Annotated in this window: 17 protein-coding genes and 1 pseudogene; 10 read left to right on the plus strand and 8 right to left on the minus strand. The window is 55.7% G+C overall.

Features of this window, described 5'->3' with window-relative positions; all coding sequences use genetic code 11:
* Positions 1–123 precede the first annotated feature (123 nt).
* The 4 genes from G6L28_RS14685 to G6L28_RS14700 all read right to left on the minus strand — a co-directional run bounded on the left by G6L28_RS14685 (position 124) and on the right by G6L28_RS14700 (position 6,334).
* On the minus strand, positions 124–2,091 hold the full coding sequence (locus tag G6L28_RS14685; protein ID WP_174064560.1) for a hydantoinase B/oxoprolinase family protein: 1,968 nt from the start codon (positions 2,089–2,091) through the stop codon (positions 124–126).
* Between the two features lie 3 nt (positions 2,092–2,094).
* Positions 2,095–4,122, minus strand: coding sequence for a hydantoinase/oxoprolinase family protein (locus tag G6L28_RS14690; protein ID WP_174064561.1), 2,028 nt, complete (start codon positions 4,120–4,122; stop codon positions 2,095–2,097).
* Between the two features lie 185 nt (positions 4,123–4,307).
* Complete coding sequence (locus G6L28_RS14695) at positions 4,308–5,288, minus strand: helix-turn-helix domain-containing protein (RefSeq protein ID WP_174064562.1); 981 nt, start codon at positions 5,286–5,288, stop codon at positions 4,308–4,310.
* Between the two features lie 356 nt (positions 5,289–5,644).
* The gene (locus G6L28_RS14700) at positions 5,645–6,334 is read right to left on the minus strand and encodes a type 1 glutamine amidotransferase domain-containing protein (RefSeq protein ID WP_174064563.1); all 690 of its coding nucleotides are present in this window, start codon (positions 6,332–6,334) and stop codon (positions 5,645–5,647) included.
* Between the two features lie 140 nt (positions 6,335–6,474).
* Between G6L28_RS14700 and G6L28_RS14705 the strand changes: the two genes are divergently transcribed.
* The 5 genes from G6L28_RS14705 to G6L28_RS14725 all read left to right on the plus strand — a co-directional run bounded on the left by G6L28_RS14705 (position 6,475) and on the right by G6L28_RS14725 (position 12,013).
* The gene (locus G6L28_RS14705) at positions 6,475–6,630 is read left to right on the plus strand and encodes a hypothetical protein (protein WP_174064564.1); all 156 of its coding nucleotides are present in this window, start codon (positions 6,475–6,477) and stop codon (positions 6,628–6,630) included.
* Positions 6,631–6,769: 139 nt separating this feature from the next.
* Entirely contained in the window at positions 6,770–8,719 is a 1,950-nt protein-coding gene (locus G6L28_RS14710) for an ABC transporter ATP-binding protein/permease (protein WP_174064565.1), read from the plus strand.
* A 380-nt stretch (positions 8,720–9,099) separates the two neighbouring features.
* A complete protein-coding gene (locus tag G6L28_RS14715) occupies positions 9,100–9,912 on the plus strand; it encodes an oxidoreductase (RefSeq protein ID WP_174064566.1) in 813 nt (270 codons plus the stop codon).
* Positions 9,913–9,971: 59 nt separating this feature from the next.
* A complete protein-coding gene (locus tag G6L28_RS14720; protein ID WP_174064567.1) occupies positions 9,972–10,973 on the plus strand; it encodes an NADP-dependent oxidoreductase in 1,002 nt (333 codons plus the stop codon).
* A 257-nt stretch (positions 10,974–11,230) separates the two neighbouring features.
* Positions 11,231–12,013: an SDR family NAD(P)-dependent oxidoreductase gene (locus G6L28_RS14725; RefSeq protein ID WP_174064568.1), complete on the plus strand. Its 783-nt coding sequence runs from the start codon at positions 11,231–11,233 to the stop codon at positions 12,011–12,013.
* A 219-nt stretch (positions 12,014–12,232) separates the two neighbouring features.
* Here the strand turns inward: G6L28_RS14725 and G6L28_RS14730 are convergent, their stop codons facing one another.
* Positions 12,233–12,802 (minus strand): TetR/AcrR family transcriptional regulator, encoded by a 570-nt coding sequence (locus G6L28_RS14730; RefSeq protein ID WP_174064569.1) that lies wholly within the window; start codon positions 12,800–12,802, stop codon positions 12,233–12,235.
* A gap of 164 nt (positions 12,803–12,966) precedes the next feature.
* Between G6L28_RS14730 and G6L28_RS14735 the strand changes: the two genes are divergently transcribed.
* The 3 genes from G6L28_RS14735 to G6L28_RS14745 are packed head-to-tail and all read left to right on the plus strand — an operon-like array spanning position 12,967 to position 15,746.
* Positions 12,967–13,365 carry a MarR family winged helix-turn-helix transcriptional regulator gene (locus tag G6L28_RS14735; RefSeq protein ID WP_174064570.1) on the plus strand — a complete coding sequence of 133 codons (399 nt, stop codon included), beginning with the start codon at positions 12,967–12,969 and terminating at the stop codon, positions 13,363–13,365.
* Between the two features lie 57 nt (positions 13,366–13,422).
* Positions 13,423–14,712: an MFS transporter gene (locus G6L28_RS14740; RefSeq protein ID WP_174064595.1), complete on the plus strand. Its 1,290-nt coding sequence runs from the start codon at positions 13,423–13,425 to the stop codon at positions 14,710–14,712.
* Between the two features lie 23 nt (positions 14,713–14,735).
* Positions 14,736–15,746, plus strand: a complete 1,011-nt coding sequence (locus G6L28_RS14745) for an aldo/keto reductase (RefSeq protein WP_174064571.1) — start codon at positions 14,736–14,738, stop codon at positions 15,744–15,746.
* A 129-nt stretch (positions 15,747–15,875) separates the two neighbouring features.
* Here the strand turns inward: G6L28_RS14745 and G6L28_RS14750 are convergent, their stop codons facing one another.
* Positions 15,876–16,664, minus strand: a complete 789-nt coding sequence (locus G6L28_RS14750) for a DUF4394 domain-containing protein (RefSeq protein ID WP_174064572.1) — start codon at positions 16,662–16,664, stop codon at positions 15,876–15,878.
* A 204-nt stretch (positions 16,665–16,868) separates the two neighbouring features.
* Here G6L28_RS14750 and G6L28_RS14755 point away from each other — a divergent pair, with 204 nt between their 5' ends.
* Positions 16,869–17,414 carry a sigma-70 family RNA polymerase sigma factor gene (locus tag G6L28_RS14755; protein ID WP_174064573.1) on the plus strand — a complete coding sequence of 182 codons (546 nt, stop codon included), beginning with the start codon at positions 16,869–16,871 and terminating at the stop codon, positions 17,412–17,414.
* Positions 17,411–18,115 (plus strand): anti-sigma factor, encoded by a 705-nt coding sequence (locus tag G6L28_RS14760; RefSeq protein WP_174064574.1) that lies wholly within the window; start codon positions 17,411–17,413, stop codon positions 18,113–18,115. Before G6L28_RS14755 ends, G6L28_RS14760 begins: the two co-directional genes overlap by 4 nt.
* 563 nt (positions 18,116–18,678) lie before the next feature.
* On the opposite strand, the gene G6L28_RS14765 is transcribed toward G6L28_RS14760, so the two are convergent.
* Positions 18,679–18,882 (minus strand): cold-shock protein, encoded by a 204-nt coding sequence (locus G6L28_RS14765; RefSeq protein ID WP_174064575.1) that lies wholly within the window; start codon positions 18,880–18,882, stop codon positions 18,679–18,681.
* Positions 18,883–19,161: 279 nt separating this feature from the next.
* Positions 19,162–19,384 (minus strand): annotated as a pseudogene (locus G6L28_RS14770) (sugar ABC transporter ATP-binding protein); the annotation flags it as partial.

Raw genomic sequence — 19,384 nt, forward strand, 5'->3', positions numbered from 1 at the left:
GGCGTTGCAGCATGGTGTCTCAATCCACTACCCATGTGAAATAGTAGTTTCTTGAAAGTCATATCGATAAAACAGATAACCTGCCGCCGAGAACAATATTGCTGATCGCGGCGGCAAGATCGGTTAGGCCCAATGGGCAACGCTGCGCTTTTCGAAGCTTTCGCGGAATTGCGCCGTGGTGTTTTCCAACACGTCACCATTTTCCCAGTCGAGAATGACAGCGAAACGGCGGACAGCATCAAGGGAGTTGATTTCGCCCGCCTTATAGCGCGCAGAAACCTCATGCGGGTCCATGCGCGCCCACTCCTTGCGCTTTGACCGTATTTCAGCCCGTGTGGCCTGCGTTGCTGCAACGTCGATTTCATATTCGCAGAGATCACGATCGATGACCTTTAGAACGACACCATAGTCGAGTGCCGCGCGTTCGATTGAGACATAGTCGTCAATCACGTCCGTCTTAACATGAAGCGGATCCCGCTCCAGCGGATCGCCAAAGCCGCCACCGCCCGCAGTTGGGCGTGCAAATTCGTCACCCGTAAAGACCGGATAGTCCGAAAAGACGGAGCCAAGCCAGGTATCCTTGTCCTCACCAGCGCGGCGAATTGTCAGGCCGTGCGGCATCGACGGAAGGCCGCCTTCGACACCCCAAACCACTGCCCGCTCACGGTCGCAGATATAGGACATGACAGCGCCTTCGGCTTCCAGCAGCAGCGATGTTTTCTGGACACCGGCGCCACCGCGCCATTTGCCCGGGCCAGCGGAATCCTGCTTGATCTGGAATTCGGTGGTGCGGGTGGGATTGACGCGCTCGTTTCCTTCGTTCGGCTGAGACATCAAGCCGGTGCCGAAACACGCGGTCGTCACGTCAGCGCCATCCTTGCCATTGCGACCGCCCCAACCACCGGGCAGCCATTCGTAGAACATGAAGATCGGCTTTTCCGGCTTGCGCGCATCGCGGCCGCCAGCCAGCAGATATTCCAGATTGAAGGCGCAGGCGATGGCGCGTTCCGGCATGATCTGCGACCACATCTCGAAGATCGCGTTCATGATTTTCTCGAACGGCATGAGGAAGCCCGTAACGGCGACCGGCCACTCGGCGCTGACGACGCTGTTTTTCGGCGCTGAAACCTGAATCATCCGGTAAAACCCACTATTGAGCGGAAGGTCCGGGAAGAAAGTCTTCATTCCGGCAACAACTGCCGAAAAGGTTGCGCCGGGGGCGGAATTATACATGGAGGCAATCGTCGAATGGCTTCCGGTGAAATCATAATGGACCGTGTCGCCCTTGATCGTCATCTTGATGCGAATGGGGATCATTCCCTCTCCACCACCCAGATCACGGTCGATATAATCGACCGTTTCCCATGTGCCATCCGGCAGCTCGGCCAGACGCTTGCGAACGGCGCGCTCGACGTAGTCCTGAACTTCCTCCATACCACGCGTAACCTTGTCGCGGCCGTATTTCTTGACGAGCCGCAACAATTCACGTTCCGCCACCTGCGTCGCCTGCGCCTGCGAATGGATGTCGCCGATGATCGAAGCTGGATCACGGGTGTTGGCGGCAATCATGTTGGCGACATCGGAGCAGAAACGACCTTCGCGGAAAAGCCGGATAGGCGTAATGCGCATACCTTCACGGAACATGTCTCGCGCCGTCACATCGAATGAACCCGGTACGGAGCCGCCCAGATCTGACCAGTGCCCGTTGGACTGCGAAAAGCCGATCAAAACGTCTTCATCGAAGATCGGACGCACGAGACGGACATCGCTGAAATGGGTGCCCCCAGCGTAAGGGTCATTGATGGCGTAGACATCGCCTGGGGCCATATCACCTTCGAAAACGCGGATCACCTCTTTGCAGGTATTGTGCAAAGTGCCGACATGTACCGCGATGTCGTAGTTGCCCTGGGCAACCGAGTTACCATCCGCATCGTGCAACGCATTGGAAAAATCGCGGTTATAAATGACGAAGGAATAGCAGGTACGCAGCATCTGTTCGGCCATCTGATCGACCGTGGTGATGAAGGAGTTCTTCAAAACCTCGAATGTTACCGGATCAAGGCCGCTTTCAATTTCCGCAAACTTGGTCATCTCTCAGCCTTTCGTTCCAATGAGGATATTGAGGAATGCGTCCACTTTCGCGCTCATGCCCGGTGGAACGACCGTGGTGGAATCGAACTGCTCAACGATGGCAGGACCGGAGAACATGGCACCCGCTTCCAGAACTTCGCGCTGGTAGATGACCGCATCGTGGGAGACACCGTCGAACCAGACCGGGCGGCGCCCGATCGGCTCTGGCGAATGGTCTCGCAGTTCGTGTTTGGGCAGTTCAGCCTTGGGAACAATGCCGATGGCCCTTATGGCAAGGCGGAAGATCGAAACCGGGGCTTCATCGCGCCTGTAGTTGAATTCCCGCTCATGCTCGGCATGGAAGGCTTCAATCAGCGTGCTGATGCTTTCGATTTTTGCCGGGGCGTTGACGGCAAGCGAACGCCACTGGCCCTGATACATCATCTCGACAGTTCGCTGCAAAGCCATGTCTGCAGGGGCAATGCCTTCGTGTGAAAGTCGCTCTGCGGCCTGCGTTTCCATGCGCTGGAACGCGGTCTCCATTTCATCCGGAGAGACAATGCAAGCATCTGCCATAAAGCTTTCGGAAAAGTCGTGCTGCACATCCACCAAGAGGCACCCTAGTGCCGATGTAACACCCGGATTGGGTGGCACGATCACAGTTGGGATCGATAGTTCTCGTGCCACTGCCGCACCGTGCAATGCTCCGGCCCCACCAAAGGCAACGAGCGCGAAATCACGCGGATCGTAACCTCGGCTGACGGAAAGCAGGCGCACAGCGTTTGCCATGTATGCATTGGCAACCGCGATAATGGCTTCAGCTGCTCTGTGCAGTCCCATTCCGAACGGATTGGCGACCGTTTCCTGGACCGCCTTTGCGGCCAACGCCGGATCAAGCGTAATCTTGCCGCCTGCAAGGCTGCTGCCGAGACGACCCAGAACCACATTCGCGTCGGTGTTCGTTGCTGTAGCGTTGCCGTTGCGATAGCAGGCAGGGCCGGGAAATGCCCCGGCGGATTGCGGGCCATTACGAAGTGAACCGCCCTCATCTTGCCAGGCCAGGGAGCCACCACCGGCACCGATGGTCAAAACCTCAATCGAAGGAAAGCGGATCGGATACCCATATTCGATGTACCAGTCCTTGGTAATGCGTGACTGACCGTTCCACGCCAGCGAAACGTCGGTGCTGGTTCCGCCCATATCGAAGCCAATAGAGTTGGGGAAACCGCAAAGATTGCCGATAAAGCGGCTGGCGATGGCACCGGCGGCAATACCAGAGCCTGCAAGGCGCGCGGAAAATTCCCTGACGCTGGCGGGCGTCATCACGCCGCCACCTGAATGCAGCAGCAGCAAATCACGACGATAACCACCCGATGCCAGTTTATCGCTGAGGCGCGAGACGTAATCGACAACCACCGGAGCGCAAACGGCATTCGCCATGGTGGTCGAAAAACGTTCATGCTCGAAAATTTCCGGCATGACTTCAGACGAAATCGAAACCGGAATATCGGGCATGACAGCTTTCAGAATGTCGCGCATGCGCCGTTCGTTTTCGCCATTTACGTAAGCGTTCATGAAGCAGACGGCGACGGACTTCACATCACGCTTTTTGAGGATTTCCGCCACACGATGGGCGTCGTCATCGTTCAGAGCTTCCAGAACCACGCCCTCGGCATCCACCCGCTCACGAACGGTCAGGCGGTCACGGCGGGGGATATAAGGCTTGGCTACATCTTTGTATGTATCCCAGAGGTCCTCCTTGTTGGCACGGCGGATTTCCACCACATCGCGGAATCCTTGGGTGCAAACCATGGCCGTGCGTGGCAGACGGCGAGTAATCAGTGCGTTGGTCGCGACTGTCGTGCCGTGCGAAAACATGGTGACTTCTGACAGATCGATGCGTGCCTGTTCGACGCCGCTCAGAATTGCCCGCATCGGGTCATCCGGTGTAGAGCCGGTTTTCTCGATGCGAATTGCGCCTGTTTCTTCGTCCATGATGCAGATGTCCGTAAAGGTTCCCCCCACATCCACGGCCACTCTCGTCTTGGTCATGCTCTTGTCCTTTACAGGCTGTTTGTGCAGACAATATTCCGCCTGCGCCCGCCCCATTGCGGGGCAGCGTGTCTTGTTTTCATTGGTGAAAGGTTTCCGAACCAACCGTCCGGCGGACGTCAGTTTTCGCGCCTGGCCACATATGATGCAGCCAAAGTCAGTTTCTAGCGTGGTGCCGTATTCTGTTAATGCCGGTATTGCGTGTCCGGCGACATCCGTGCACGAAGCGCGGCTTCGCGGCGTGTATCACCCGGAGAGCACCCAAACCTGGTCCTGTAATGCCGGCAGAACTGCGACTGATCGGCAAATCCCCAGCGATACGCGATTTCCGCGATGGTTGAGTTGTTTGTCACCGACATCAATTCTTCGGAGCAATGGTCGAGACGGCTGTCACGGATGAAGCCGTTGATCGATTTGTTGCTCTCCTGAAACAGCCCCTGAAGATAGCGCAGAGATATTCCACCGGCTTCAGCAACGGCGTGCGGCCCCAGCGATCGGTTCTTGATGTTGTCGCGGATATATTGCTCGGCGCGATGCAAGTGTCCGGCCCGAATGGAGGATATGCTGCTGTCCAGCACCCGGTTGTCGCTCACAATAGAAAGGCAGAGCATTTCGAGAATATGCCTGCCGGTCATTTCACGAGCGGCCTCGTTGATATTGTCGATATGGCCTATCGAGGTTCGTACCGTATCCAGGAAAAGCGCGGCGACCCCGCTTGTGCCATCAAAGCTCAAGGCGCTGAACCTGTCCGTCGAGCCGATGCGTGATCGCACGCTGGCGGATGGCACCTTCAGCACCCAAAGCGCATTGGGTTTGCCATGCCAGAACTCATAAGGCGCATCTCCACGTTCGAGCAGAAACCCGCCTGGATTGCATTTCACGCTACGCGATCCTTGCAAAAAATTGATCTCGCTAACCTCTGGAATTGAAACCAGAAGGCTGGCGTCACGCTCATTCAGAAAATGGCGGCGGTGGCGGTGATAGCTGACGCCGTCACATTGCATTCGGGAAACACCGACCAACCCAAGAGACCATGTCTCCAGTTTGCCGGTAAATTCCCGCCTGTTGCGATACTCAGTATCCAGCGGAAAGTAGGTTTCCGTAACTGCGGCCTGCCAGGCATCGCCTCCAGCAAGACCGCCGACATTATCGACGACGTATCTCATTCTTCGATATTCCCCTGTGGTCCGGCTTGGCCGGTTCCTCTTTATTGACTTCAGACTACATCAATTCCGGGAAGCGTATTGGTAAAAAACGCATAAACTTCTGAACGAGGCCGCACCGGGGATATGCTGGCATTCTCTTGTATGTTTCCGAAATAACCACCGCATTTGCCGACGGCTTAGGTGTTCGATCCCAAAACTCCATGGCTTGGGTCCAATAAAGCTTTTTATCGCTGAGTTGCCTGATTGCTTTACGGCGTCTCTGATCGTTCTGATCATGCGCGGTGCCGGATTGGCATAAGAGTTTCCCGGAGTGTGATGGCGACAATGATGCGTCATCACACCCCGGGAATAAATTGCTAGGCCTTATGGGCCTTCAAGGTCTCCACTAGCGATGCGGCGGTTGCTACCGACGATCCGGGATTTTGACCGGTAATCAGCAACCCGTCCTTGACTGTGTAAGACTGCCAGTCGCCGATCTTGGAATAAATGCCACCATTCTCCTTGAGCATGTCTTCGACGAGGAACGGGACGATATCGGTGAGTTGCACCGCATCTTCCTCGGTGTTGGTAAAGCCGGTAACCTTCTTACCTTGCACCAGCGGAGTGCCGTTTGGAGCCTTCACATGGCGTAGGACGCCCGGAGCGTGGCAGACGAAAGCGACTGGCTTTCCAGCTGCATACATGCGTTCGATCAGGGAAATGGAAACCTTATCCTCTGCAAGATCCCAGAGAGGACCATGGCCACCGGGATAGAACACACCATCGAAATCGTCGATGGACACGGTCGATAGAGCGACGGTGTTTGCAAGGACCGACTGGGCATCCGCATCGGACTTGAATCTGGTGGTCTCTTCGGTCTGCGACTCCGGTTCGTCGCTTTTCGGATCAAGAGGTGGCTGTCCGCCCTTGGGCGACGCAACAGTGATCTTGGCACCAGCTTCGAGAAACGCGTAGTAGGGTGCTGCGAACTCTTCGAGCCAGAATCCTGTCTTTTTGCCCGTATTGCCGAGCTCGTCGTGCGATGTAAGGACCATAAGTATGTTCATCTGAGTCTCCTTTTGGCCTAAGGGCCTTTATTGATTGGGCGGAAATCTGTGGCGCAGGTAGAAACTGATATTCGCGATTTCAATGGTTGAGCATTGCTGCGAGACCGTTACGCTTCTGGAATTATAGCTGGAGGCCGGACGTGCCTACATCACTTTGGATGATCGCTGGCTTTGCGTGGGCTGAATCTGAAGAAGCCGTGGGCGGTGGGTTAGGCACCCACCCGGGTCGCGCTCGCTCTGCCGAAGAAACTCATCACCATAATTCACCAAAACTGGCAGTCTTTGGACGCATGTGAAATATCAAATCAGTTGCCAGACGACAGCTCCCATTGGTGCAAACCCCGTCTACTCCGCTCCCTAGCACCGTCTCAAAGAATATTTCACACCGCTTCACAAAGCCGTGAAACCTTTCTCGTTTTCCGCCGTTCAGCGACCATGAAAAATAATGAAGCAGGACTGAAATCGGTCGCTGATGCCGACGAGGCTGGCACCGAAGCCGCATCCCCTAAAGATGCTCATGACAATGATGACCAGATTCCCCCAGAGGAAATGGAACCTGCTTCGGGGTTGACGCCGGAGGAGGCTGAAGAGGCACGGCGAAAATATCTGCTAAAACGCTTCTGGATCAGCGCACGCGGCTTTTGGAGCCGCCGTGGCGATAAGCTGGCATGGCTTTTCACGATCGGCCTTTTGGCCATGATCGGCATCAATGTCGGCTTCCAGTATGGCATCAACGTCTGGAATCGCGGAATATTCGACGCGATCGAAAAACGGGATGCGTCGACGGTCTATTCACTTGCCTCCATATTCCCTTTTCTGGTTCTCGGAAGCGTCTTCATCGTCACCTCGCAAGTCTATGTGAGAATGCGCATTCAGCGGCGCTGGCGCTCCTGGCTGACCAAGGTGCTGGTTGGCAGATGGATCGCAAATGGTCGCTACTATCAGCTCAACCTTATCGATGGCGATCACAAGAATCCCGAGGCAAGGCTCTCGGAGGACATGCGCATTGCCACTGAAGCGCCGGTCGATTTCGTCTCCGGCGTTATCGCCGCGTTCGTGTCCGCTTCCACCTTCATCGTCGTCCTTTGGACGATTGGCGGGGCGCTGACGTTGTCCATCGGCGGTGTATGGGTCACGATACCGGGCTTCCTCGTCATAGCGGCCATCATTTACGCGGCAATTACCTCCACCGCTATCGCTTTCATCGCCCGAAACTTCGTCAAGGTGTCTGAAGTCAAGAACCAGGTGGAAGCAGAATTTCGCTACACGCTGACACGTGTCAGGGAAAATGGTGAGAGCATTGCCCTGCTTGGCGGGGAAGAAGAGGAGCGCAGCGATCTCGACAAACGCTTCGGTAATGTCCGGCGACAATGGCGGCTTATGGCGCAGCAATATATGCGTACAACCGTCGTTTCCAACGGTTCGATGCTGATTGCGCCAGTCGTACCACTCCTTCTCTGTGCACCGAAATTTCTCGATGGCAGCATGTCGCTCGGCGAGGTCATGCAGGCAGCGTCTGCATTTACCATTGTCCAGTCCGCGTTTGGCTGGCTGGTCGATAACTATCCGCGCCTTGCCGACTGGAACGCCTGCGCACGACGTGTCGCCTCGCTGATGATGTCACTGGATGGCCTCGAACGGGCTGAGAAAAGCGACACTCTTGGTCGTATCGTTCGTGGCGAGACTGAAGGTGAGACCATGCTTAGCCTCAAGGATGTGTCCGTGTCCTTGGGCGATGGAACCGCCGTCGTCAAAGAAACCGACGTGGAAATCGGCGCGGGCGAGAGGGTACTGGTGTCCGGTGAATCAGGCTCAGGCAAAAGCACGCTGGTCCGCGCTATTTCTGGCCTTTGGCCATGGGGCGGCGGCAGCGTGAATTTCCGCGCCGGCAGCCAATTATTCATGCTGCCACAGCGGCCATACATTCCGGCCGGGACACTGCGCCGCGCGGTGTCTTATCCGCAACCGGCGGAAAGCTGGACGGCGGAAGAGATCGTCGCCGCTCTCGACAAGGTCGGTCTTGGCCAACTCAAGGATAAGATCGAAGACGAGGCGCCTTGGGACCAGACTTTGTCAGGTGGTGAAAAACAACGACTTACCTTTGCACGCCTGCTGCTCAACGCGCCCGATATCATTGTCATGGACGAGGCTACCGCAGCGCTGGACGAGAAAAGTCAGGACAAGATGATGCAGACCGTCATCGATGAGCTACCCGATGCCACGATCATTAGCGTGGCGCATCGCGCAGAACTGGAAGCATTTCACAGTCGCAAGATTACGCTGGAGCGCCGGGAAGGTGGTGCAAAGCTTGTTAGTGATATCGAGCTTATCCCGCGTAAATCAAGGAAAGGCTCGATGCTTAGGCGGATGGTGAAGCGGAGATGATTGGTCCTGGCCGGAGGCTGCTTCTTTAACATGAGGAGCATTCAGCAATACCAAGACTCGGCTAAGCCGCGATTACCTCCCGCGCATTCTCTATGATATTGCACAAGCCCTTACGAATGATGGTCTGGTTCGCATGTTGTTTTGCTAGGCTATCGAAAGCAGCTTCTGTCTGAGCCGCATTGCTCACGATAAGGGCTCATTCAAATCCACTGGATTATGTTTGATGCCATGGAAAAGCAGCCGTGCAGGCAGTTAGTATTATAAGCCTATCTCGTAGCGGCTCCAACTCATGCTTCTTGACTAATGATGACGATCATCATCATTAAATTCTTGTCCCGCTCATCTCGAGGCTGGCCAGAATTGAGCAAGAGGTTAGTCGCGTGAGCAGGCAACAGAAGACAGCGTTCTTGACGGGCGCATCAAGCGGTATCGGAAAGGCGACAGCGATTGCTCTGGACAAAGCGGGATATCGTGTCATCGGGACAAGCCGTAAAGCGAAGCCGGGTGAAGTTCGTGACGGCATACGGCTGATCGCATGCGATGTCACCTCAGACGCGTCGGTGAGCGTAGCCGTTGCGGAAGCGCATACGGAGCTTGGTCATATCGATCTTCTTATCAACAATGCCGGCTTCGGTATCGTCGGTGCCGCCGAGGAAAGTTCGATCGAACAGGTGCGGGCGCTCTATGACACCAATGTGCTTGGTGTCGTGCGTGTAACGAACGCTATTCTGCCCATCATGCGCGCTCAAGGCCGCGGTCGTATCCTTAATGTCGGGCCTGGTCTCGGGTTCATCCCAGCGCCATTTAACACCCATTACTCGGCAACCAAACATGCGATTGAGGGATATTCGGAAGCCCTGGATCATGAGGTGCGGGGATTTGGTGTGCGCGTTCTGGTGATCGAGCCCGGCACGACCAGCACCTCCTTCGAGGCAAGCTCCGTGCCTGCCGACGCGCCGCTTAAGGAGTATGATCGCCTCCGCTCCGGCTACAACATCGCCTACGCCAAGGCGATGCAGGCGGCAGACACCGCTCAAAGCGTTGCTGACACTATTGTCCGTGCCGCCACAGAGGAGTCGCCGAAGCTTCGCTATCCATCGGGCAAGGTGGCGCGGCAAGGCGCTTTTGCGCGTCGCTTCCTGCCGCGTGGCTTCTTCGACAAAGTGCTGCACAAACAGTTTGGTCTCGGTTAGGCGGTGCCTTGAGCCTCTAAAGCCCTGTTGAATATGTCGTAGAACTGGAGAGCAAGCCTATGAAGGCTTTCATCGTCGAGAAATATAAGAAGAACGGCCCTCTGAGCATGGTCGATGCAGCCGAGCCTGTCGTCGGGGCCAATGACGTTCTGGTCGAGATAAAGGCAACAGCGGTAAATCTGCTGGATTCCAAGATCCGAGATGGCGAGTTCAGACCGCTGCTGGCGTACAAGCCGCCCTTCATTCTGGGCCATGATCTTGCTGGCACAGTCATTTCCGTCGGTTCGAGCGTCCGCCGTTTCAGTGTTGGCGACGAAGTCTATGCGCGTCCTCGTGATCACCGTATTGGCACGTTCGCAGAGCGCCTTGCAGTCCATGAAAGCGATCTTGCCATAAAGCCCAAAAGCCTCACCTGGGCGGGAGCGGCTTCCATTCCGCTGGTCGGCCTTACGGCCTGGCAGGCGCTGGTCGAACTCGCCAAGCTCCGCAAGGGTCAAAAGGTGTTCATTCAGGCAGGATCTGGCGGCGTGGGTACCTTTGCCATCCAGCTTGCCAAGCATCTGGGTGCCTTTGTCGCCACCACCACCAGCGCGAAAAACATCGAGCTGGTCAAAGGCCTCGGTGCTGATGTCGTCATCGACTACAAGACGCAGGATTTCGAGACGGTCCTGAGCAACTATGATCTGGTGCTGAACAGCCAGGATCAGAAAACCCTAATGAAATCGCTCAGAATTCTGAAGCCGGGTGGTCGGCTGATTTCGATTTCCGGGCCGCCGGATCCGCAGTTTGCCACAACGCTTGGGCTGAATTTCGTCCTTAAGCTTCTCTTCACTGTGCTCAGCAGAGGAGTGCGCAAAGAGGCGAAAAGACGCGGACTACGCTATGACTTCCTCTTCATGCGTGCAGATGGCCAACAGCTGGCAGAGATAACATCTCTCCTTGAAAGCGACGTCATCAAGCCGGTTATCGATAAGGTTTTCCCGTTTGAACAAACCTCTGAAGCACTGTCCTATGTCAAGACAGGGCGTGCCAAAGGTAAAGTGGTCATCGAGGTGCAATAAGAACAGATGCGCAATAACCCAGAGACTATATTCGCCATTGCAACGCTGCGGCAACTTGCCAGCAGGCAACATCATCGACGGTGATGGCCCACGGAACATCTACGGTGATGTTTCTGCCGCGATAATCATCCAAACCGATCCGTTGGAGCAAACTCCGTTAGGGCGGCGCTTTATGTTAATAATGACGATCATAATCTTTATGCTTGGATCGTAATCGAGACGATTGCGATCAGCGATGAAAACGAAAGAGGCTACGAATGTCTTCCAAATCCAAAGTTCTCATTACGGGTGCATCGACAGGGATAGGCGCAACTTATGCCCAAAGGTTAGCGGAGCGCGGTCACGACCTCGTTCTTGTCGCGCGGTCCGTCGAGAAGCTTGAGGCGAATGCTGCCGAGATCCGGCAAGAAGCTGGGGTTTCCGTCGATCTTCTGCCAGCCGACCTGACCAGTGGGACAGGCCTGCATGCAGTCGAAGCGAGATTGCGTGACGATACGTCTATTGGCATCCTCGTTAACAATGCAGGCAGCAATGTTGGTGGCACCTTTGTCACCCAGAGTATCGACGAGCTGACGAAGCTCGTTACGCTCAACGCGACCAGCGTCATGCGTCTCTCGCACGCCGTGGCACCCCGTTTCGCGGAAAAGGGCGAAGGCTCGATCGTTAACATCAGTTCGGTATTGGCATTCGCGCCGGAGTGGCAGACTTCCGTTTATACAGCAACAAAGTCGTTCGTCCTGTTGCTGTCTCAGGCGTTGCAGGCGGAGCTTGGTCCGAAGGGCGTGTATGTGCAGGCCGTTCTTCCTGCGGCAACGCGCACCGAAATCTGGAACTTCGTTGAAGAAGACAAGCGTCCCCCGTTGATGGAGGTGTCGGAACTGGTCGATGCGGCTTTGGTCGGGTTCGACCGTCGCGAAGCCGTAACCATCCCCCATCTCCATGAGGAGCAGCGCTGGCAGGCGGTGGAAGCTTCGCGTCAGGCACTTTTGCAGGATACGGGGCATACCACTGCTGCCAGCCGTTATCTGCAAGCGAAGTAATATATCTCCATGAGAATTCGCGACTGAAGAATTTATGGCATGATATTTAAAGCGCGACCGGCTAAAAAGGCCGGTCAAGCAATTTCCGGCGCACACTGCCTGATCGCCGCAAATGATCGGCGATCTAACCTCGAGGCCTGAGTGTCTCCACTATCTGTCCGCCAAGCATCGTGACAGCCCGGGCGTTTGCTTTGGGAGCGCGCATGGTGCGATCGTTGATTACTTCGTCAAGATGGATTTGGCAGCCGCATCGAGGATCTCGCTGGAGAGCGCCTTGTTCTCGACTGCACGCGCCAGCACCATTGCGCCGACCATCGTTGCCATCGTCGCAATCGCTTCTTCCCGGTTGGAGATGTTTTTCTCCGTCTCGACCACAGACTCCAACAGCGCAAGCTGCTCCTCGATGCCGTGTTGCATGACGCGGCGAGCCTCTGGACCGTGGCGCGCTACATCGGGACCAAGTGCCGCAAATGCGCAGCCGTCGGCAACACCGTTGCGGTGCTGGTCGGACAGATAAAGGCCGACGGCCTTTTCCAGCGATGCTTGCTTGTCCTTCTCGGTCAAGGACGACAGGCGTTGTAGTGCCTGATCCAGAGCTGCCTTCGTCGCTTTGGCAATGAGGTCATCCTTGGATTGGAATTGCTTGTAGAACGCTCCATGGGTCAGGCCGGCGGCCTGCATGAGCGTGTTCACGCCTACGCCGTCAAAGCCCTTTTCGCGAAACAGCCTGCTTGAGGTATCGATGACCTGCTGCCGGTTTTCTTCTGCTTTTTCTTTCGTGACCTTCATGGGCATTCGTCTCGGTTGGTTCTTGTCCATTTATATATGATGATTGGCATCTTACTCAATGGCTACCTTGAACACACTTTCTTCGCTGTTCGACAGCCGTTTTGACGCACGACACTCGTAGTTTGGCGTAGACAACGCCAAACTACGGGTATATACATCAAGAAATGGCTAATTGTTATTCAGTGATGCTGCGCGAAGCGGCCCGGAAGGTCTCAGCACTTTATGATGAAGCGCTGGCTCCGTTCGGTATCAATATTGCTCAGTTTTCGCTGCTTCGGCGCATCGAGCGGCTTCAGCCAGTCAGCATGAGCGATCTGGCACGCAGCCTACATCTGGATCGCTCTACGGTCGGGCGCAATGTCAAAGTCGTCGAACGTATGGGGCTCGTCGGGTCAGGGCGTGGTGATCGTGATCAGCGCGAGGCACTCATCCGGCTTTCCGAGCAGGGTGTCGACTTGCTGAAAAAAGCAGGTCCCATCTGGGATGACTGTCAAAGCTCCATGGAGGCCCGGCTTGGGCCGGTAAAGATCACGGCTCTGCAGGACATTCTTCGCTACATCTGATTTTTTTGATCGTATTCGTGTATATACCCGTATATTGGAAGGCTTGTGATGTCAGAAATGCCTACCGCTCCTGTCGCGAAATATCTTTCGCAAAAGGGGGTTCACTACGGCTGGATCGTCGTCGCGACGACGTTTCTCACCATGATGGTGGGAGCAAGTGCTGTTGGTGCCCCTGGTGTTTTGATCGGCCCCTTGCAGAAGGAGTTCGGCTGGAGCGTTGCCGAGATTTCTGCGGCATTTGCCATTCGCTTTCTTCTGTTCGGCGCAGTTGGTCCATTTGCGGCGGCATTCCTCAGCCGTTTCGGCGTGAAGCCTGTTTCCGTGTTTGCGCTGTTGCTGATCGCAGTCGGTGTGATTGGCTCTTTCACGATGACGAGTTTGACTGAGCTCTTCCTGCTCTGGGGCGTCGTTGTCGGGCTTGGAACCGGATTGACCGCGATGGTACTGGGAGCAACGGTCGCGACGCGATGGTTCGTTGCCAAACGTGGTCTGGTGGTGGGTTTGCTGAGCGCAAGCGTTGCGACGGGGCAGGTGCTCTTTCTTCCAGCATTCGCGGCTCTTTCGCAGGCTTGGGGTTGGCGCATTGCTCTTGCCCTGCTGCTGGCGATGCTGGCATTGAGTTCTATTGTCGTACTTCTGCTGATGCGTGAAAGGCCAGCGGATGTCGGTCTGCTGCCATACGGTGCATCCGAAGTTCCTCCGCCGGAGCCCAATACTCTTTCATTGTTCGCGACACTCGTCGCGCCGATCAGCGTGCTTTGGGTTGCCGCTCGATCCAAGTCATTCTGGATACTGTTCGGTACATTCTTCATTTGCGGCGCGACCACGACAGGCCTTGTCCAGACCCATTTGGTCGCGATCTGCGGTGATTTTGGTATCGCGCCGGTGACTGCGGCCGGGATGCTCGCGGCGATTGGCGCATTCAATTTCGTTGGCACCATTGGTTCAGGCTGGCTCTCCGACAGGTTTGACAGCCGCTGGCTGCTCTTCTGGTATTACGGTCTGCGTGGTCTTTCGCTTCTCTACCTGCCCAATACGGAATTCGGGTTCTACGAACTGAGCCTCTTCACTCTGTTCTACGGTCTTGATTGGCTGGCTACCGTTCCACCAACGATAAAGCTTACCTCAGAAAAATTCGGGGCCAACTCCACCATCGTTTTCGGCTGGGTGTTTCTTGGTCATCAAATCGGTGCGGCGATGGCTGCGTGGGGTGCCGGGCTGACCCGTAGTCTCTACGCCACTTATCTGCCTGCCTTCTATCTCGCGGGCGCAATTTGCCTGATTGCTGCAATCGCCGTGTTTGCCCTTCAGAAATCACCAGTCGTCAATCAGCCGCAATTAACTTGATCTTCTCGCAGTAAGGAAACGTCATGAATTACACCCTCTTTGGAAACACGGGTCTGCGCGTCTCGCAGATCGCACTTGGAACGGCAAACTTCGGCACGCGCTGGGGGCATGGCGCCACCGCGGAGGAAAGCGCCAGTGTCTTCAACGCCTATGCAGAGGCCGGTGGCAATTTCATCGATACCGCCGACATCTATCAGTTCGGGCAGTCAGAAGAGCTCGTCGGAGAATTGTTAATTGGTCGACGCGAACAGTTTTTGCTGGCAACCAAATATACCAGCGGAGCCGCACCGGATGCGAACCGTCTGGTGACGGGCAATAGCCGCAAGGCCATGGTGGCTTCACTGGAAGCGAGCCTGAAGCGTCTGAAGACCGATCGCGTCGATCTTTTCTGGGTCCATCATCCCGATGGCCTGACGCCGTCTGAAGAGATTGTCCGAGGCCTTGATGATCTCGCGTGCGCAGGCAAGATTCTCTATGCGGGCTTGTCAAACTTTCCCTCCTGGCGGCTTTCGCGAGCGGTGACCATCGCCGAGCTTACCCGCACTATCCCGATTGCCGCCGCCCAATTCGAACACAGCCTCGTGCATCGTGAACCCGAGGCTGATCTGTTCCCCGCAGTCAATGCTCTTGGTCTCGGTGTCGTAACATGGTCACCTCTCGGCGGCGGGGTTTTGACAGGCAAATATCGAAAGGGCGAAACGGGCCGGGCCGAGAAGATGGGCGGACGCGTGTTCCAAGCTGAAAACAGCGAGCAGAGGACGCGCATTCTCGACACTGTTCTGGACATTGCGCAGGAGCTCGGAACAAGCCCGGATCGTGTCGCGATCGCCTGGTCCATCGCCCATGGCAGCATTCCGTTGATCGGTCCGAGATCCTTGGATCAACTGAAGGCCAATATCGGCGCGGTATCCGTCACTCTTTCCGAAGATCAACTCCGGCGTCTTGATGAAGTGAGTAATATTGCAGGCGCTGCTACCACAACGGCTGCAAGCTCGCAGGACTATGGCGTTGCACCCAACAGAACCGTTGCTTGATCGGTATTTCTTGAGAAGTATCTGATCACGGCGAAAATTAGATATATCAGCTATCAGCCATCGTGCTGGTGGGTAAATATTAAATTGGAAGAAGGCAGACTACCGATAACCTGCCTTCTACCGCCTTTGTTACATAGCCGGAAGAACAGCGATGTCGCGAACTTCGTTGTCCGTGCCGGTAATCGCACCGACTTCTGTCGCGGCTCCCGTTTCTAGATTGACGGTGTACAGCATCTTGTTTGCCGCGAGATAGGCCGTGTTCTTGCCGCCTTCCATGCCCTGAATGTCGAAGGCATAGGTGGCAGGTTTGTCTTTGAGCCCGAGCTTGCCGATAGCCTTCAGTGTGCCGTCATTCGGCTTGGTCTGCTGGATCAGAGCACCGATGGTCGCGTCGATGTTGTACATCGCGGTCTTTTCAGGCTTGCCGATGGAGTTGGTGTAGGCGGCAGCGACAATGTTCGGCGTTTCGCCCTTGTGCATATCGCCATCCTCAAAGGCCAGCGTTCCGTCTACCGTGACTGCACCGGTATCAGGGTGGACGCGGTGGTTGGTGGTGCCGCTCATGAAGCGAAGGCGGTCTGCCATCGGGTTAAAGTCGACGACGACCGGAGCCTCGGTCATCGTCAGCATCTTGTCCATTTTCGCGAGATCTGTCGCTGCACCGCTTTCGAGATTGATGGTGACGATGCGATGATCCGGGGTAACGCCGATCATCGTCTTGTTGCCGGGGCGGTAGTCGATGCCGACGAGCTTATCGACGCCGGTTACTTCCATGGTCTTCGTCACCGCGGGTTTTTCAGTATCGAACATGACGAGTGTCTTGTCGCCCGTAAGCCCGAGAACGGGTGCCGAAAAGGCTACAGATGCTGTGGCGGCGAAGGCTGCGGAGGCAATCAGTGCGAAACGAATGGTCTTCATGTCTTTCTCCCGTGCGTTCAACAGTTAAGAAGGCATCATGCACTCGGCTCTTGACCCTTCTTTATTGAAGACACTGCAGAGGATGCGTTTGGATGCAGGTGATAAAAATAATTTTAAGACTGCATCCATTCGCTGGCTGGATGGGTATAGTTCCAAAAGGCTGACGATGTTCAACATCGGCATCAGGGGAGGGTAAGGATATTGATGGGCTTAGGGCCGGATGATCTGGATAAGGCGCTTGCCGCCTGTGCCAAGGGTGACCGTTTGGCACTGCGACGCATTTTCGATCAGGAAGCCGGGCGGCTGGTCGCTGTGGCGCAACGCATCGTCAGGCGTCGCGAACTTGCCGAAGAGGTGGTGCAGGAAGCCTTTATCCGAATATGGACCCACGCTTATCAATACAATGCCGACCGTGGTTCTGCGCGCGGATGGATTTATGCCATCGTTCGAAACAGGGCGCTCAATCTCCTCAGGGATGGCAAGCGTGAACATTCGGTCGAAGAGGTCGAAACGCTTCAGGAAGCCGAGCAGGCAGACGCGATTATGGCGGCGTGGCACCGGCTGGATCGACAATCCCGCCTGCACGAATGCCTCGGATCGCTCGATGAGACGAAGCGGCACGGGATTCTGATGGCCTATGTTGGAGGATATTCTCACGGGGAGATCGCCGGAAGACTGCGCATTCCGCTTGGGACAGCGAAATCCTGGATCAGGCGCGGGCTTCTGACGCTTCGGGAGTGCATGGCATGACATATGATCGCAAGGACATACCAAACCTCGCCGATGAATATGTACTGGGATTGACCGAGAGCGCAGCCGCTGCGGAAATCGAGGAAGCCATGGAGCGCGATCCCGAACTCAAGGCTGCGATTGCCGCAAGCCGTGAGCGCTTCCTGCCGCTGGACACTTCTGTTACAGCCGCAACGGTCAACGAGGCCCTGTGGCATCGCATTGAATCGGCGCTGCCTGCGCAGCGTGGGACAAACGATACGCCTGTTTCCACGGTTGCGAATGACAACAGCAGAAAAGGCTGGAAGATCGCGGCACTTTCATCGATTGCCGCTGCCTTGTTGCTTGCGATCGGTCTTGGATACAGCCTCACTCGCACGATAGAGCCGCTTGTTGTCGCCGTTCTAATTAATGAGGCTGGAGAGGTTCAGGCCGTCGTTGAGGACTTTGGCAATGAGAGAGCAACGATCCGGATGCTGGCTGATTTTGCCGTGCCAAACGATAAAGCGATAGAGGTCTGGACGCTTCCGTCGCGGGAAATGGGGCCTGTTTCGCTTGGATTGCTGGAGGGCGTTCACTCGGCTCGCCTTGACGGCCCCGCATTGCCCAGCCCGCGTGACAACCAGCTATACGAGATCACGCTGGAACAGACGGGTGGGTCGCCAACCGGTCGCCCGACTGGCCCGATACTGGCCAAGGGACTGGCGAAACTTCCGCGTTGAAATCGTTCAAAATGGCGTCTGGCCATTGAGACTTCGGGCGCATCTTATCATGTGCCCACGTCAGAGCAGGCTCGATCTCGTCCGGGTTCAAGCGATCAGCCGCAAACAAGCCATGACGCTCCCGTCATACTCGGTGAGCTTTACCCCGGCGATACCGTTCGTAGGCGCGCGGCTTGTTGGGTCGATTGGTGCCGTCTTGTTGCCAGTGGCGTGGATAATGAGCGTAGGAAATTTAAACGCCGCGAAATCCGGTCGGAAGTCAGCTTGAGCGGCCGGCCGGTACAATCCGGATTATGCTGGAAGAGAAAGGCATACGAGAGGTTCAGGCCAAGATACTGTAAACGACCTTGATAATATCGAAGCTGCTATCGAGCGAGGTCGGCGCGATGAACAAGTCTTGAATTACGCGATGCTAACCGCCGCAATGGTGATCCGCGATCTGCATATTGTTCTGGAAATCGGCCCGAAGATAAATCTTCGGGCCAGACCGAAATTATAGGTAAACAGGCAGAACATTCTGGTTCCGTTACAGGGACCCAGCAGTTCGTGCCCGTTATGCGCTATTACAGAACGCGAACGTTTTCGGCTTTAGATTTGCCCGTCTTGCGATCCTGGCCGACGTCGTAGCTGACTTTATCGCCTTCGCGAAGCGCGCCGCCATAGCCCAAAGCTGAGACATGAACGAAGACGTCCTGGCCGCCGTCATCAGGAGTAATGAAGCCAAAACCCTTGTCCTGTGCGAAAAATTTTACTGTACCGTTAGCCATTTTACGTCCTTCAACGTTTGTGTTTGCCGTTGGTCGATGTTTTGGGCCGTGTTCGCAAGAAGTGCAAGTCCATCATTGCGAAAAAACCCAAGAAAGAAAAAATCAAATCGCCACGGGATGCGAACCCGCGTGGAGATATTTTATAGAACAATCAGGCCTCGGGCCGCGTTGCCACTGCGCGATAACTCTTTGTGCCACAAATCAGCCTCTACACAATGATGTGGTCGTCACTCCGATTTGCGCGCCTTGCGCAGGTTTCACTGCCTTGGCTTTGCGCGGTCATATTGTTCCGTTGAGGTCTTTCGAGAGTGTCTGGAGTTCTTTTCCTCCTGCCATGAGGTTTTGGACGTCCTCCATGGAGATTTCGGATTTGCCGAATGTGCCCAGCGTCTGGCCCCGGTTGAGGACGGTGAAGCGGTCACCGACGGCATAGGCATGGCGGACGTTGTGGGTGATGAAGATGACGGCGAGGCCCTTCTGCTGCACCTGGTTGATGTATTTC

The organism is Agrobacterium larrymoorei (assembly GCF_013322225.1).
Taxonomy (GTDB): Bacteria; Pseudomonadota; Alphaproteobacteria; order Rhizobiales; family Rhizobiaceae; genus Agrobacterium; species Agrobacterium larrymoorei_A.